Origin of the sequence: Desulfuromonas sp. TF (genome assembly GCF_000472285.1) — a bacterium.
Taxonomy (GTDB): domain Bacteria; phylum Desulfobacterota; class Desulfuromonadia; order Desulfuromonadales; family ATBO01; genus ATBO01.
Window position 1 is genome coordinate 153094 of the sequence record NZ_KI421428.1, and the last position, 13704, is coordinate 166797.

Here is a 13704-nt window from a genome sequence, read left to right on the forward strand (position 1 = left end):
CTGGTGGGGAAGAAGCAGCGGGGGGAGATCAAGAAGGGAAGGGGGAGGGTGGAGGACTGAATTTTTGGTGATAGAATAAGACTCCACTCATTTTCTCCCCGCGGAGGTGAGATGAAGTCGTTTTCCATCCCGGAAGATTTCCCCGACCGCCTGGTGAACAGCCTGGGTGAGTGCCGGCGGCTTTTCGGGCCCGCAATCGGACAGGATGGCGTCTGCCGGCTGACGCTGGCCGAGGAATGGAAAGAGCTGTCCCCCGCAGCCATCCCCCTCATCCCGCCCAAGAAAATGCTCCTGCCGCCCAATGATCCCCTTTGGACCCTGACCGAAGACATCTACCGCTCTCCCGCTCCTCCCGAACCGGCCGCCCTGATCGGCATCCCCCCCTGCGACCTCTACGGACTGGCCTACCTGGACCTCGCCTTCGCCGAAGATCCCCTCTACACGCGGCGCCGCGAAGCCCTTCTGCTGGTGGGCGCAGCCTGCACCCCCGGCCCCGAATGCTTCTGTCCTCCGCGCCGGGAGCCTCCGCCCTTCGACCTCTTTCTGGATGATGGCCGGATCTGGAGCGGCTCCCCGGCCGGGGACGGGATTCTGGCGGCCCTGACGAAGGAGCTCGGCGAGCCGGAGGAGCTGCCGCTTCCGGACGGGGTCCTTGGCGGCGAAGGGGTCCGGCCTCCCGAGGATCTGGAGCGGATTTTTCACGCCTCGCTCCACGACCCCCTGTGGCGCGAGGTGGGAGCGCGCTGCGTCTCCTGCGGAGCCTGCTCGGCGGTCTGCCCCACCTGCTACTGCTACGACGCGGTGGACGAGGCGCTTCCCGGTGGGGAGGTGACCCGGATCCGGCAGTGGGACAACTGCTTTTTCCGAAATCATGCCCTGGTGGCGGGGGGGCACAACTTCCGGCCGACCCGCTCCGAGCGGCTGCGCTTCCGCTTCGAGCACAAGCTGCTCGGGTTCGGGACCCTTCGGGGAGTCTCCTCCTGCGTCGGCTGCGGCCGCTGCGGCAGGGCCTGCCCCGTGGACATCGACATCTCCGAGGTCCTTGCCCGTCTCGTTTCCGGGGAGGGGACATGATCGATTTCCTTCCGATACCGGCGGTCATCGAGCGGATCGACCGCACCATGCCCGACCATCTCTTCGACTTCCGCCTCGCCTCGCCCCTGGAGGCGGCGCCTGGACAGTTCGTGGAGCTCTCCGTTCCGGGTGTCGGCGCCTTTCCTGTCTCCACCGCCGCCTTCGGGCCGGACCGCCACCTCTTCCAGGCCTGCATCCGCCGGGCCGGCAAGGTGACCTCCGCCCTCTACCGGATGACGGAAGGGGACGAGGTGGGCCTGCGGGGACCCTTCGGCAACGGCTTCCCCCTGGCCGATTTTACGGGCCGGGATTTCCTCCTGGTGGCCGGCGGGCTGGGGATCGCTCCCCTGCGGGGGCTGCTGCAGGCCCTTCTGGCCCGGCGCGAGCGGATCGGGGAGATCATCCTCCTCTACGGCGCCCGCGAGCCCGAGACGATCCTCTTCAGGGAGGAGCTGGAAGATCTGGCCGATGCTGGGATGCTCCGCCTGAGCTTCTCCGTCGACTTCTCCTCCGAGCTTCCCTGGGCGGCGGATGCCTTCATCTGCAAGGTGGGGCTGGTCACCGAACTGCTGAAGAACCTGCGGTTCTCCCCGGAGAACACGGTGGCGGCGGTTTGCGGCCCTCCTTCCCTCTACAGCTGTGTCCCGGAGGAGCTCGCCTCGCTGGGGATCGCTCCCGAACGCATCTTTGCGACCCTTGAACGCCGGATGAAGTGCGGCGTCGGCGAGTGCTGCCACTGCGTGACCGCCGGGATCTACATCTGCCGGGAAGGGCCGGTCTTCACCCTGGAGCAGCTGCGGAGGATGGAAAATGCGATCTGAAAAACCTCTGCGCCTCGCCTACGTCCGCTTCACCTCCTGCTGCGGCTGCCAGCTCACCTTCCTCAACTGCGAACAGGAGCTGGCGCGGGTGGCCGAGGAATTCGAAATCGTCTCCTTTGACATGGCCTCCTCCCGCCCCGACGACGGCGGGCCGCTCGACGCCGTCCTGGTGGAGGGGTCGATCTCCCGCCCGGAGGAGCTCACCAGCCTGCTGGCGCTGCGCCGGCGGGCGAAGATCCTGGTGGCCGTGGGGGCCTGCGCCCTCACCGCCGGGGTGAACGCCCTCGCCGGAGGAGACCGGGCGCCGCTCTGCGAGGAGGTCTACGGAGAGACCGCCGTAGGCAAGACCACCTTTCCCCCTCAGCCCCTTTCGCTCTTCGTGCGGGTCGACCTGGAGATCGCCGGCTGCCCTCCCGAGCGCGGCGAGCACCTGAAGACCCTGGGCGCCCTGCTGCGCGGCGGCCTTCCTTCGTCCCTGCCGGAGTACGCCGTCTGCATGGAATGCCGACAGAGGGAGAACCTCTGCCTTCTGCTGGAAGGGAAACAGCCCTGCCTGGGGCCGGTGACCCGGGCGGGATGCAACGCCCTCTGCCCCTCCTTCGGGGTGATCTGCGAAGGGTGCCGGGGCATGGTGGCCGAGGCCGGCCGGGGGGAGGAGTTCCGCCTCCTCCTGGAGCTGGGGCTTTCGGAGCGGGAAGTGAAGGCGCGGATGCAGCGCTTTACGGGAGTCTTCGATGAGAACCGTTAGGATCGAGCCCCTCACCCGGGTGGAGGGTCACGGCCGCGTGGAGCTGCAGATCAGGGGAGGCCGGCTCGCCGGGGCGCGGATCGCCATCACCGAGTCGCCGCGTCTTTTCGAAGGGCTGCTCCTCGGCCGCAGCCTCTTTGAGGTGCCGGCGCTGATCTGCCGCATCTGCGCCATCTGCAGCGCCGTTCACCGGGTGGTCTCCTGCCAGGCCCTGGAGAAGGCTCTGGGAGTGACAATTCCCCCGCAGGCGGCGCGGATCCGGGAGCTCCTGGTTCTGGGGGGGCATATCGAGAGCCACGCCCTGCACCTTTTCTGCCTGATCCTGCCCGACCTGGAAGGGACAGCGAGCATTCTCGACCTGCTGCGCAAGGGCAGCGCCGTCGCCCGGGAGGGGCTGGCCCTCAAGTCCCTGGGGAACCGCATCCAGGAGGCGGCCGGCGGCCGCGTCATTCACCCGATAAACGTGGAGGTGGGGGGCGTCCTTCGGCGGCCGGACGAAGCCCGGATGTATGAACTCCTCGCGGACATGGAGAGCTGGAAGGAGCGCCTTTTCGCCGTTGCCGCCCCTTTCTCAGATGCCGCCCGCTTTCCCGCCTCTCCGAGGGCCGTCGGGACTCGGATCGCCGTGCGCGGCGACGCCGGCTTCTCCCTCATGGGGGAGGATCTGGCCCTCTCCGACGGCCGCATCATTCCGGTGGGTGAGTATCGGGAACTCCTTCGGGAATATCCGGTCCCCTACTCCAACGCCCGGCACTCGCGGGAGGGGGAGACCCCCTTTCTCGCCTCCGCCCTCTCCCGCCTGGAGCTTGCGGGTGACGGGGAATTCGCCGGCGGCATCCACGGCAACAACGCCGCCCAGGCCGCCGAGCTCTCCTGGGTCCTGGCGCGGGCGGGCAAGCTGATACGCGAGATCCTGGAGGAGAGGGAGGGGGAGTTGCGCGTTCCGGTTCAGCCCGGCCCCGGCATCGGCACCGCGGCCATCGAGGCCCCCCGCGGGCTGCTCATCCACCACTACGGTCTGGACGATATGGGGCGGGTCGCCGCCGCCGACATCGTCACGCCCACCGCCATCAACCAGGCCGCCATGGAGGCCCAGCTCCTCGCCGACCTCGAGGGCGTCGTCGACGAAGCCGAGCTCGAGGCCAGCGCCGAGCGCATCGTCCGCGCCTTCGATCCCTGCATCTCCTGCTCCGTCCACCTGCTGCGGCTCGGCTGAACTCGTCCCCCGTCATCGTTGACACCCTTTTCGCCTCTGGTACCTTTTAATGGAGACACCCACCGGAGGTTCAATGATATTCAATGATTTCGATCCCCTGAAAAACCAGAGACTGCAGATCCTTGCTCCTGACGGCACGGCCGACAGCACGCTCCTTCCGGAGATGGACGACGACACCCTGCGCCTCATCTTCCGCCGGATGCTGGCGGCGCGCCTGGTGGACCGCCACTGCGTCGCCCTCCAGCGCGAGGGACGCATGGGAACGTACGCGCCGGTGGAGGGGCAGGAGGCCTGCCAGGTCGGCAGCGTGCTGGCCCTCTCCGAGACCGACTGGATCGTCCCCTCTTTCCGGGAACTGGCCGCCGCCCTGAGCCGCGGCATACCGCTCGAACTCATTCTCCTGTACTGGATGGGGAGCGAAGAGGGGAGCCGCATCCCCCGCTCCTTCCGGGTGCTGCCGGTAGCGATTCCCGTCGGCACGCACACCCTGCACGCCGCCGGCATGGCCATGGCCATCCGCTACCGACGGCAGGAGGATGCCGTTCTCTGCTACTTCGGCGACGGGGCCACCAGCGAAGGGGATTTCCACGAGGCGCTGACCTTCGCCGGGGTAAGCCGGGCGCCGGTGATCTTCTTCTGCCAGAACAACGGCTGGGCCATTTCCGTTCCCCGCAAGATCCAGTGCGCCGCCGAGTCCCTGGCCCTCAAGGGGATGGGGTACGGCATGGCCGCCATCCAGATCGACGGCAACGATCCCTTCGCCGCCTATGCGGCGACGCGGGCTGCCCTGGAGCGGGCCAGAGCCGGGGAGGGTCCGACCTTCATCGAGGCGGTCACCTACCGGCTCGGTCCTCACACCACATCCGACGATCCTTTCCGCTACCGCGACCAGGCCGAAGTGGACCGCATGCGTCCCCTCGAACCGCTCGAGCGCTACCGGCGGTTCCTCGCAGCGCGCGGCCTGTGGAGCGAAGCGGAGGAGGAGAAGCTGACCGCCGAACTCGAGGAGTGGATCGACGATGCCGTCGCGAAGGCGGAGGAGCGTCCCGCCCCCGGCCCCGAGGAGGTTTTCGACCACATGTTCGCCGAGCTGCCGCCGCATCTGGCCGCCCAGAAGGCCGAGCTTCTAGCCGCTCTTGAGGAGGAGGGGTGAGATGGCGCAGATGAACATGGTGGAGGCCATCAACCTGGCTCTGAGGGAGGAGATGGAACGGGACGACGGGGTCGTTCTCCTGGGCGAGGATGTCGGCCGCGAGGGGGGGGTGTTCCGGGTCACCGAGGGGCTGCAGCAGACCTTCGGAGAGGAACGTTCCATCGACACTCCCCTGGCCGAGTCGGGGATCGCCGGCTGCGCCTATGGCATGGCCCTGATGGGGCTGCGGCCGGTGGCGGAGATTCAGTTCATGGGGTTTCTCTACCCCGCCTTCGACCAGATCATCTCCCATATCGGCCGCATCCGCAACCGCAGCCGCGGCGAATACAGCGCGCCGCTGGTCATCAGGATGCCCTACGGCGGCGGCATTCATGCCCCGGAGCACCACTCGGAGAGCACCGAGGCGATGCTGGTCCATACGCCGGGGATCAAGGTGGTCGTGCCGTCCACCCCCGCCGATGCCCACGGCCTGCTCAAAAGCGCCATCCGCGATCCCGACCCGGTTCTTTTCCTCGAACCCAAGCGCATCTACCGGGCCTTCAAGGAAGAGGTCGCCGGAGGCGAGCACTTGACACCGCTGGGCTGCGCCCGGCTGGTTTGCGAGGGGCGGGACGTCACCCTGATCGCCTGGGGGGCGATGGTTCGGGAGGCGCGGCAGGCCGCCGAACAGCTGGACCGCGAGGGGATTAAAGCCGAAATTCTCGATCTGCGCACCCTCTCGCCCCTGGATACCGGGGCGGTGATCGCCTCGGTGGCAAAGACCGGCCGCTGCGTGGTCATTCATGAAGCCCCCCGCACCTGCGGCCTGGGGGCCGAGATCTCGGCCCTGGTCATGGAACGGTGTCTTCTCGACCTCCGGGCGCCGGTGGAGCGGGTCACCGGCTTCGATACGGTGATGCCCCTCCCCAAGGGCGAGCACTTCTACCTCCCCGACGTGCGGCGGATTTTGAGGGGGGTGAGAAAGGTTTTGAATTTTTGATTTCGACATAGGTCCCATAGGACCTATAAGACGTATAAGACCTATGAAAGGCTGTTTATGATTGAATTCAAGTTCCCGGACGTCGGTGAAGGGATTGCGGAGGGGGAGATCGTCCGCTGGCTGGTGCGGGTCGGAGACACGGTCCGGGCCCATCAGCCCCTGGTGGAGATGGAAACGGACAAGGCGGTGGTAGAGCTTCCCGCCCCCCGCGGCGGAGTGGTCAGGGAACTGCGCGGCGAAGAGGGGGAGACGGTGCCGGTGGGGGCGGTTCTGGCGGTCATCGAGGAGAGCGGTGCCGGGACGGAGAAGGCTGAGGAGCGCAACCGGGCGCTGGGCGTGGTGGGAGAGCTGGAGGAAGCGCCGGAGGAAGAGGCGGCGCAGGCGGAAAAGCGGGGCAGACCGGCTGCCGGTCCGCAGGCCCTCCCCCGCGACCGCAAGCTGGCCGAAGAGCTGGGGGTCGATCTCGGCGCTCTGCACGGCAGCGGTCCGCAGGGGCGCATCACCGAGGCGGATATCCGCGGTGCGGCCGGTGCGGCGGAAGAACCTGCGGAAGAGCGGATCCCCCTCAGGGGGGTGCGAAGGGCCATGGCGAAGTCGATGACCGCCTCGGCCCGCAGCGCCGTTCACGTCACCATCATGGAACGGGCCGACGCCCAGAGCCTCCGCGATCTCAAGGAGCGGGAACATGCCCTGGCGGAAGGGAAGGGAGTCCGTCTCACCTATCTCCCCTTCATTGTCAAGTCCCTGACCCTTTCACTGGAGCGTTTCCCCCTGCTCAACAGCACTTTCGATGAATCCGCGGGCGAAATCGTTCTGCACAAAAAAATCAACATCGGCTTTGCCGTGGATACCCCCGAAGGTCTGCTGGTTCCGGTGATTCGCGATATCCGGTGCAGGAGCATCCTGGACCTTGCCGCCGCTCTTCAGGACCTCGCCATCCGAGCCCGGGAGCGCAAGATCACTCCGTCCGAACTCAAGGGAGGCACCTTTACCGTCAGCAATTACGGTGCGCTGGGGGGGGTGTGGGGGACCCCGATCACCAATCCCCCGGAAGTCGCCATCCTCGGGGTGGGGCGCATCGAAGAGACGGCGGTGGTCCGAGACGGGCAGGTGGTGGCGCGCCCCGTGGTTCCCCTCTCCCTGACCTTCGATCACCGGATCATTGACGGGGCGACCGCCCACCGCTTCCTCAATGGCTTGATCGATCACATCGAGAATCCCGACCTGATTCTTCTGGAAACGTGAGATGTGGGGCGAGGGACGCGGGACGAGGGACGTGAAAGGGCGTGAGGCGTGAGGCGCCGCCTTTGCAGGCGGCAACCAGCGAGGCAACGGTATGATCCCAAAACGCACCTTAGGCAAGACAGGCGTGGAGGTGACCCGGCTCGGCCTGGGCGGCGAGGGGGTGCTGCGCACCTACGGGCGGGAGAACGAAGCGCGGGCGGTCATCGCCCGGGCGCTGGAGCTGGGGATCACCTACTTCGAGTCCGCGCGGGCCTATTCGGGGAGCGAGTCCTATTACGGCCTCGCGCTGGGGGAGAGAAGAAGGGAGATCTTTCTGACCAGCAAGTCCCACGAGCGCGGCGCCGAAGGCGCCCGGCGGCACCTCGAAACCACCCTGGCCAATATGAAGACCGACTGGCTCGATCTGTGGCAGGTCCATGATCTGCGCACCGAAGAGGACCTGGACGAAGTCTTCGCGCCGGGCGGCTGTATCGAAACCTTCGAACGGGCCAGAAAAGATGGAAAGGTGCGCTTCGTCGGGGTGACCGGTCACCAGGACCCGGCGATTCTCGTCAAGGCCATGCAGATTTACGATTTCGACACGGTCCTGCTCCCGGTCAATCCCGCCGAGCCGGCCCACCTCAGTTTTATCGATTCGGTGCTCCCCGAGGCGCGGCGTCGGGGGATGGGGATCATCGGCATGAAGGTGCTCTGCCGGGGGCTGGGGCTGCAGGTTCCCGGACTGAACACGGTCGATCCCTGGATCCGTTACGCCCTCTCCCACGAGGTCTCGACCGTCGTCATCGGCTGCGACGACCCGCGGCAGGTGGAGCAGAACGTCGCCGCGGCTACGCTGCCGCCGATGTCCGCTGACGAGATGGAGGAGATGGAAAAAGCGGTTGAGGTCTACGCCCGGAATCTGATGTACTACAAGTAAAACTGATCTCAAAAGTCCTTATCCGCAGATGACGCAGATGAACGCAGATGAATCTAAAAATCTGCGAAAATCTGCGTCATCTGCGGATGATGCTTTTTAACAAAATAGGAGAATGCTATGAGCGAAGAGGCGATTGAGATCGTTCAGGGGGACATCACCCGCATGGAGGTCGACGCCATCGTCAATGCCGCCAACACTTCCCTGCTCGGAGGCGGAGGGGTTGACGGCGCCATACACCGGGCAGCGGGGCCGCAATTGCTGGCCGAGTGCCGGACCCTGGGGGGATGCCCCACCGGCGAGGCCAGGATCACCGGGGGATATGAGCTTCCGGCCAGGCACGTCATTCACACCGTCGGACCGGTATGGCACGGAGGCGACCGGCGCGAGGACGAGCTGCTGGTCGCCTGCTACCGCAACAGCCTGCTCCTTGCGGCGGAAAACGCAGTGGAGACGATCGCTTTTCCCTCGATCAGCACGGGCGCCTACCGTTTTCCCATCGAGCGGGCCGCCCGCATCGCCCTGCGGGAAAGTCAGGACTTTCTCCGCCGCGGCGCCACCTCGGTGCGGAAGGTGTATTTCGTCTGCTTTTCCGAAGGGGATGCCGAGGTCTACCGGGAGGCGTTGCGGGAAATGACGGGATGAAATCCAGCAAACTCTTATAGGACCTATGGGTCTTATAGGACCTATGAAGGTAATCTTAGCCGGTCGGGCGAAAGCGGGCCACGGCCAAGCCGAGCAGCAGGGCGCCGCCGGCGACGGCGAAGAGGGGAGAGAGTCCCGCCAGGTCGCCGACCACTCCGAGAATAAAAGAGCCCAGGAAGTTGCCGGCATCGATGGCTCCCGTGAAGATGCCGGTGGCTTTGCCGCGGACTTCGAAAGGCTCGCCGCGTACGGCCAGGGTGTTGAGAACGGGAAAGAGGAGGCCGTGCCCGCCGCCGGCCAGCAGCCCGGCCAGTGCCAGGGTGAAGCCTCCCGTCACCAGGGTCAGGGTGAGAATGCCGGCCGCCGAAACAACCAGCGCGTAGGGGAGCATCCTGCTTTCGCCGATACGGTCGGTCAGGCGCCCGCCGATCAGGCGTATGCCGATCGCGCCTGCCGAATAGGCCAGGAAGAAGATGGAAATGACGGGGATTCCCCGCTCCTCGGCCAGGGGGGCGACGAAGTTGCCGGTGGCCGCCAGTCCGAAGCCGAAAAGGAGGGAAAGGCCTGCGACGACCAGGAATTTGCGCTGCCGCAGCAGGGCGAAGAAGGAGTGCCGGCTGCGTATTTTTCCGGCCGGTTCCTTTTCCCTCAACGGCAGGACCAGGAAAAATGCGAGCCCTGCGAGGGCGGCGGAAAGCAGGAAAAAAGAGGGAAAGCCGAAACGGCGCAGGACCCCTTCGGCGAGCAGGGGGCCGATGGCGAATCCGGTCAGTCCGGAGATGCCGAAAATGCCGATTCCCTCGTTCAGCCGTTCGGGAGGAATGAGGTCGGCCACGTAGGTGAAGACGGCGGTGAAGCAGATGGCCAGCGCCACCCCGTGGGCGGCCCGCAGAAGGAGCAGGGGGGCATAGCTGATGCCGTTCAGAAAAGGGAGATAAGCCAGCGGGAGGGCCGCCATGAACAGGGCGCCGAGACAATAGCTCTTTTTGCGTCCGAAGCGGTCGATGAGCTCCGCCACCCAGGGTCGGCTGAGGGTCGAGGCGAGGGCGAAGACCCCCATCACCAGACCGATCTCCGCTTCGCCGCCGCCATGTTCGGTGATGAAAAGGGGAAAAAGGAAGAAGGCGGCAAAACTGGCCACCGTGGTCAGGTTGGCGGCGAAGAGAGCCCAGAAGGCCGGGGTATAGAGCATCGCTGAGGCTCCTTGGAGTTGGGCGGAAAGGCGAGTTTAAACCCCGGCGGCGGTACCGTCAAGGCCGAAGGCTTCTCTGGAGGAATCAAATTGATTGGTCGAAACGAGGGGATGGTGCTATGATGTTGCGCTGAATCCAGACGGGGGAAAGCGCATGAAGGAAAAACGAATTCTGGTCGTCGACAATGAATCGCAACGGCGGGACAATCTCAAACGGCTCCTTCAGGAGCAGGGGATGGAGACGCTTGAAGCCGCCTCCTGTGAAGAGGCGCTGGAGATTCTGGGAGTAGACGAAAGGATCGGTTTGGTCCTGACCGAAACGGAACTTCCGAGCATGAGCGGTCTCTTTCTGCTCAGGAGGGTGAAAGAGCTCCGTCCCGAAATCGAAGTCATTCTGATCACCCATAGTGCATCCTCCTACAATCTGCTGCAGGCGTTGCGCAGTGGAGCCTTCGATTTTATCGTCCGCCCCATCGACAGTGGCGAGATCCTCTTCAGCGCCCTGCTGAGGGCCTTCGATCACATGGCCCGGCGTCGGCGGGAAGCCGGTATGATCGAGATTCTGAAGAAAAAGAATCATTCGCTGCAGAGATCACTGAAACTGCAGAAGGCACTCAACGCCTCGGCCAGGCAGGTGGCGGCAACGAACGATATCGAGGAGCTGTTTCGCCTGCTGCTCACCTCCGCCATGCGTGAACTTGAAGCGCAACGCGGCTTTCTTGCCCTCTTTGATCGAGTCTCCGGACAGCTCGGTCTCAAGGTGTGCGAGGGGATTCCATCGGAGATATGCCGGAAGTATGCGGGAGCCCTGCCGGCCGGTTTCACCCGGGCGCTTGCTCAGCGGGGGAAGCCTGTAGCCATTCCGGACTTCCTGCCCGCCAAGCTGACGGAAATCTCGGCCCCGGATGAGCTTGAAAGCCTGCTGGCCTTTCCGGGCGTTTTGGCGGCGCCTCTGCGCCTGAAGGAACGGGTCGTCGGAGTCGTCGTCCTCTCCGGATGTCAGACCGGCCTACCCTACGGAGAGCATGAACTCAATTTCCTGGTCCAGCTTTCCCATCACGTGGCTCTGGCTCTGGAGAAGGCCGGTATCATTCATCAGCTCAAACGGGGGAAGGGGATTACGGCCGCGGCGCCGTGAATGCGAAATGACAGCGAAACTTACAGGAAAGGGCCCTCAGCTATGACGGGCCCTTTTCTTTTGATCGCCTCAGCCCTGCCCGGCCAGCGCGAGCCCAGGGTCGAAAGGTGTCTTGGGGGAGAAAACGATGATCCGGTTCCTGCCGGAGGACTTGGCCCGATAGAGAGCCTGGTCTGCACTGCCTACCAGCTCTTCCGGTGAGGAGGTGCGGTGTGCACGGCGGGCGGCCAGGCCGATGCTGGCGGTGATTTGGATCGTCTTTTGCTTTTTGTGAAAAACATGCTTTTCGATGCCGTGTCGGACGTGTTCGGCCGTCACCTTCGCTCCATCGAGGCCGGTATCCGGAAGAATGATGGCGAACTCCTCTCCGCCGTAACGGGCCACCAGATCGGTCCTTCTTACGATTCCGCGGATCAGGGAGGCGGTCTCCTTCAGGATGGTGTCGCCGCAAGGGTGGCCGTAAGTGTCGTTGATGTTCTTGAAATGATCGAGGTCGAGGAGGACGACGGCCATGTCCGCATCGTTGCGTTCGGCAAGATTATAATCGCGATGGAGGATCTCATAGAAGTAGCGGTGGTTGAAAAGCCCGGTCAGCCCGTCCCGGATGGAGCGCTCTTCCAGAATCCCGTTCAGACGCTCCAGCTCCCTGGCATGGGTGACCAGTTTCGCTTCGGCCTTGCGTCGCTCTTCGGCTTCCGCCATGGCCTGGTTGAGGGCCAGGCGATGGTTCCCGATGGCCTCGGTCAGGCTGGTGACATCCTGGATGGCGAACATCGCATCGAACGATTCTCCGTCTGCTCCGGGAACCGCGGTGACCACCGTATATTGAAAACGGAACTTCCCGCCGGGAAGGGGGGCGGGGATGATGTATCTGTGCAGTTGGGAGGAAAAGACCGTCGGCGGCCCTCCGTTGAAGATTTCAGCGATGCGGCTGGCGTATTTTGGAGCCCCCAGGTGGGGGAAATGATCGAGGATGCGGGAGCCGACGATCTTTTCGCGGGGCACCCCCGTCCAGGCCTCCAGGCAGCGGTTCCAGAAAAGAACCACATGATTCCGATGCAGGATGAACTGACCGATCGGGGCATGATCGAGAATGGCGTAACGCTTGGCCGCGGTATCGATGACGTCAATGGGCCCACCGAGTTCAGCTGGGATCATACAGGTCCCTGATGGTGCGGAAAAGAGAGTCGAAGGACCCGAGTTCGAAAATCATGAAAATATTCCCTTCGATCTGCCTCTCCTGCACCCTGAAACTGGTCCGGATCAGCAGTACGGTCAGCCCGGCGGACTGGCCGCCCATCTTGAGCAGTTCCTCCAGGCTCCCCTCGATGTAATTCGGCAGGGAAAATTCGAAGGGTTTGGCGAGGATGTTGCCGATGGTGCCGATCACGCCGTTGATGACGATATTGCCGACCTCGTTGAGGGTTCCGGCCATGACCGCGTTCAGCGACGGTCCGCCGGGAAGCTCCCCGGTGAGTGCCGCGACAAGCTTTGCCGCACTCTGAGGCGGAAAGACCAGGGCCGCGGTGCCGGTGAAGGAGCCGTAAAAATCGAGCCGGACGCAGGAGATGTCGCTACCGGTGAAGCCGTGCAGGTCTTCATCGAGATCCTCGAGCTCAAAGAGGGTGATAGCTGGAACCTCCAGCTCGATGTGGGCCTCCAGCATCTCGTTCAGCGAAGAAGCCGCTTTGCCGACGCCGATGTTGACGATCTCCTTGAGAGCGTCGAGCTGAAAATTGCTGGGGACGTTCATCATCGATCTTCCCGCGATCCGAGGATTCCGTCGACCAGAGACAGAATTTGCTGTTTCTGTGGGGGCTTGTAGGCAAATCCGACGGCTCCCAGCTCCAGGCACTGCTGACGCTTGGTCTCCTGAATGTCGGCGGTCAGGACGATCACCGGCAGGCGCAGGTTCTTCTCTTTCAGAGCGGCGAGAAATTCGATGCCGTCGAGTTCGGGCATGAGCAGGTCGGAGATGATGCAGTCCGGTCTTATGGTGCCCGCCTTCTCCAGACCATCCCGGCCGTCCGCCGCTTCCACCGTTTCATGCCCGGCGGATTTGAGCATATTGCAGATGTTCAATCGCGCGAACATCGAATCGTCAACAACAAGTATTGTTGCCATCGCCATCTCCAAATAAATAAACAAATTGCAATTAATACCAGAAATAAAATAAAAAGGCGGTAAAACTCATTGAAATTCAATATAAATTCAGTTCGGATAGATATCCGCCGATTATATGTATTTTAATGATTGATTGCAAGATCAGTTTTTTACATGAAGAAGATGAGCAAGGGCTGTTTGAGGTTGTCGACCATGCCGGGAGCCCCTTCCTGATCCGCCCAATCTCCTTGAGGAGGCGGCTGCCGGTAGGGTTGCTCCCGCCCGAGGTATCGAGCACATTCAGCCTGTTGACAGTCCGGAAAGAAAAAATATGATTATGCAGGTCAGTTGCAATTGTGCTCAGTTCCGGCTCCGGCGGGGTCGCGACCGGTGCGAGCCGTCCAGTCTTTCTCGGAATATATCCTCTCCTTTGGAAAAACCTTCGCAGGAAACGGTGGAAAACTTCAGAATACCTGA

General features: G+C 63.8%; 14 protein-coding genes. 10 read left to right on the forward strand and 4 right to left on the reverse strand.

What is annotated here, in order from left to right:
* Positions 1–111: 111 nt before the first annotated feature.
* From DTF_RS0120210 to DTF_RS0120250, 9 genes are all read left to right on the forward strand, one after another.
* On the forward strand, positions 112–1074 hold the full coding sequence (locus tag DTF_RS0120210) for a 4Fe-4S dicluster domain-containing protein (protein WP_051361514.1): 963 nt from the start codon (positions 112–114) through the stop codon (positions 1072–1074).
* A complete protein-coding gene (locus tag DTF_RS0120215) occupies positions 1071–1895 on the forward strand; it encodes an FAD/NAD(P)-binding protein (protein ID WP_027716791.1) in 825 nt (274 codons plus the stop codon). Before DTF_RS0120210 ends, DTF_RS0120215 begins: the two co-directional genes overlap by 4 nt.
* The gene (locus tag DTF_RS0120220; protein WP_027716792.1) at positions 1885–2643 is read left to right on the forward strand and encodes a hypothetical protein; all 759 of its coding nucleotides are present in this window, start codon (positions 1885–1887) and stop codon (positions 2641–2643) included. Before DTF_RS0120215 ends, DTF_RS0120220 begins: the two co-directional genes overlap by 11 nt.
* Positions 2630–3859, forward strand: coding sequence for a Ni/Fe hydrogenase subunit alpha (locus DTF_RS0120225; RefSeq protein ID WP_027716793.1), 1230 nt, complete (start codon positions 2630–2632; stop codon positions 3857–3859). Before DTF_RS0120220 ends, DTF_RS0120225 begins: the two co-directional genes overlap by 14 nt.
* Positions 3860–3932: 73 nt before the next feature.
* A complete protein-coding gene (gene pdhA, locus DTF_RS0120230) occupies positions 3933–5012 on the forward strand; it encodes a pyruvate dehydrogenase (acetyl-transferring) E1 component subunit alpha (RefSeq protein ID WP_035058396.1) in 1080 nt (359 codons plus the stop codon).
* Position 5013: 1 nt separating this feature from the next.
* Entirely contained in the window at positions 5014–5991 is a 978-nt protein-coding gene (locus DTF_RS0120235) for an alpha-ketoacid dehydrogenase subunit beta (protein WP_027716795.1), read from the forward strand.
* A 57-nt stretch (positions 5992–6048) separates the two neighbouring features.
* Complete coding sequence (locus DTF_RS0120240; protein WP_035058399.1) at positions 6049–7236, forward strand: dihydrolipoamide acetyltransferase family protein; 1188 nt, start codon at positions 6049–6051, stop codon at positions 7234–7236.
* A gap of 91 nt (positions 7237–7327) precedes the next feature.
* Positions 7328–8152, forward strand: coding sequence for an aldo/keto reductase (locus DTF_RS0120245; protein WP_027716797.1), 825 nt, complete (start codon positions 7328–7330; stop codon positions 8150–8152).
* A 117-nt stretch (positions 8153–8269) separates the two neighbouring features.
* Entirely contained in the window at positions 8270–8794 is a 525-nt protein-coding gene (locus DTF_RS0120250; RefSeq protein ID WP_027716798.1) for an O-acetyl-ADP-ribose deacetylase, read from the forward strand.
* A 55-nt stretch (positions 8795–8849) separates the two neighbouring features.
* Here the strand turns inward: DTF_RS0120250 and DTF_RS0120255 are convergent, their stop codons facing one another.
* The gene (locus tag DTF_RS0120255; protein ID WP_027716799.1) at positions 8850–9986 is read right to left on the reverse strand and encodes an MFS transporter; all 1137 of its coding nucleotides are present in this window, start codon (positions 9984–9986) and stop codon (positions 8850–8852) included.
* Between the two features lie 154 nt (positions 9987–10140).
* Between DTF_RS0120255 and DTF_RS0120260 the strand changes: the two genes are divergently transcribed.
* Positions 10141–11124, forward strand: a complete 984-nt coding sequence (locus DTF_RS0120260; RefSeq protein ID WP_027716800.1) for a response regulator — start codon at positions 10141–10143, stop codon at positions 11122–11124.
* Between the two features lie 69 nt (positions 11125–11193).
* Here DTF_RS0120260 and DTF_RS25855 read toward each other — a convergent pair whose 3' ends face one another.
* The 3 genes from DTF_RS25855 to DTF_RS0120275 are packed head-to-tail and all read right to left on the reverse strand — an operon-like array spanning position 11194 to position 13248.
* The gene (locus DTF_RS25855; protein WP_051361515.1) at positions 11194–12282 is read right to left on the reverse strand and encodes a sensor domain-containing diguanylate cyclase; all 1089 of its coding nucleotides are present in this window, start codon (positions 12280–12282) and stop codon (positions 11194–11196) included.
* The gene (locus DTF_RS0120270; protein WP_051361516.1) at positions 12269–12880 is read right to left on the reverse strand and encodes a chemotaxis protein CheX; all 612 of its coding nucleotides are present in this window, start codon (positions 12878–12880) and stop codon (positions 12269–12271) included. Before DTF_RS0120270 ends, DTF_RS25855 begins: the two co-directional genes overlap by 14 nt.
* Entirely contained in the window at positions 12877–13248 is a 372-nt protein-coding gene (locus tag DTF_RS0120275; RefSeq protein WP_027716802.1) for a response regulator, read from the reverse strand. The genes DTF_RS0120270 and DTF_RS0120275 overlap by 4 nt, the downstream gene beginning before the upstream one ends.
* Positions 13249–13704 lie beyond the last annotated feature (456 nt).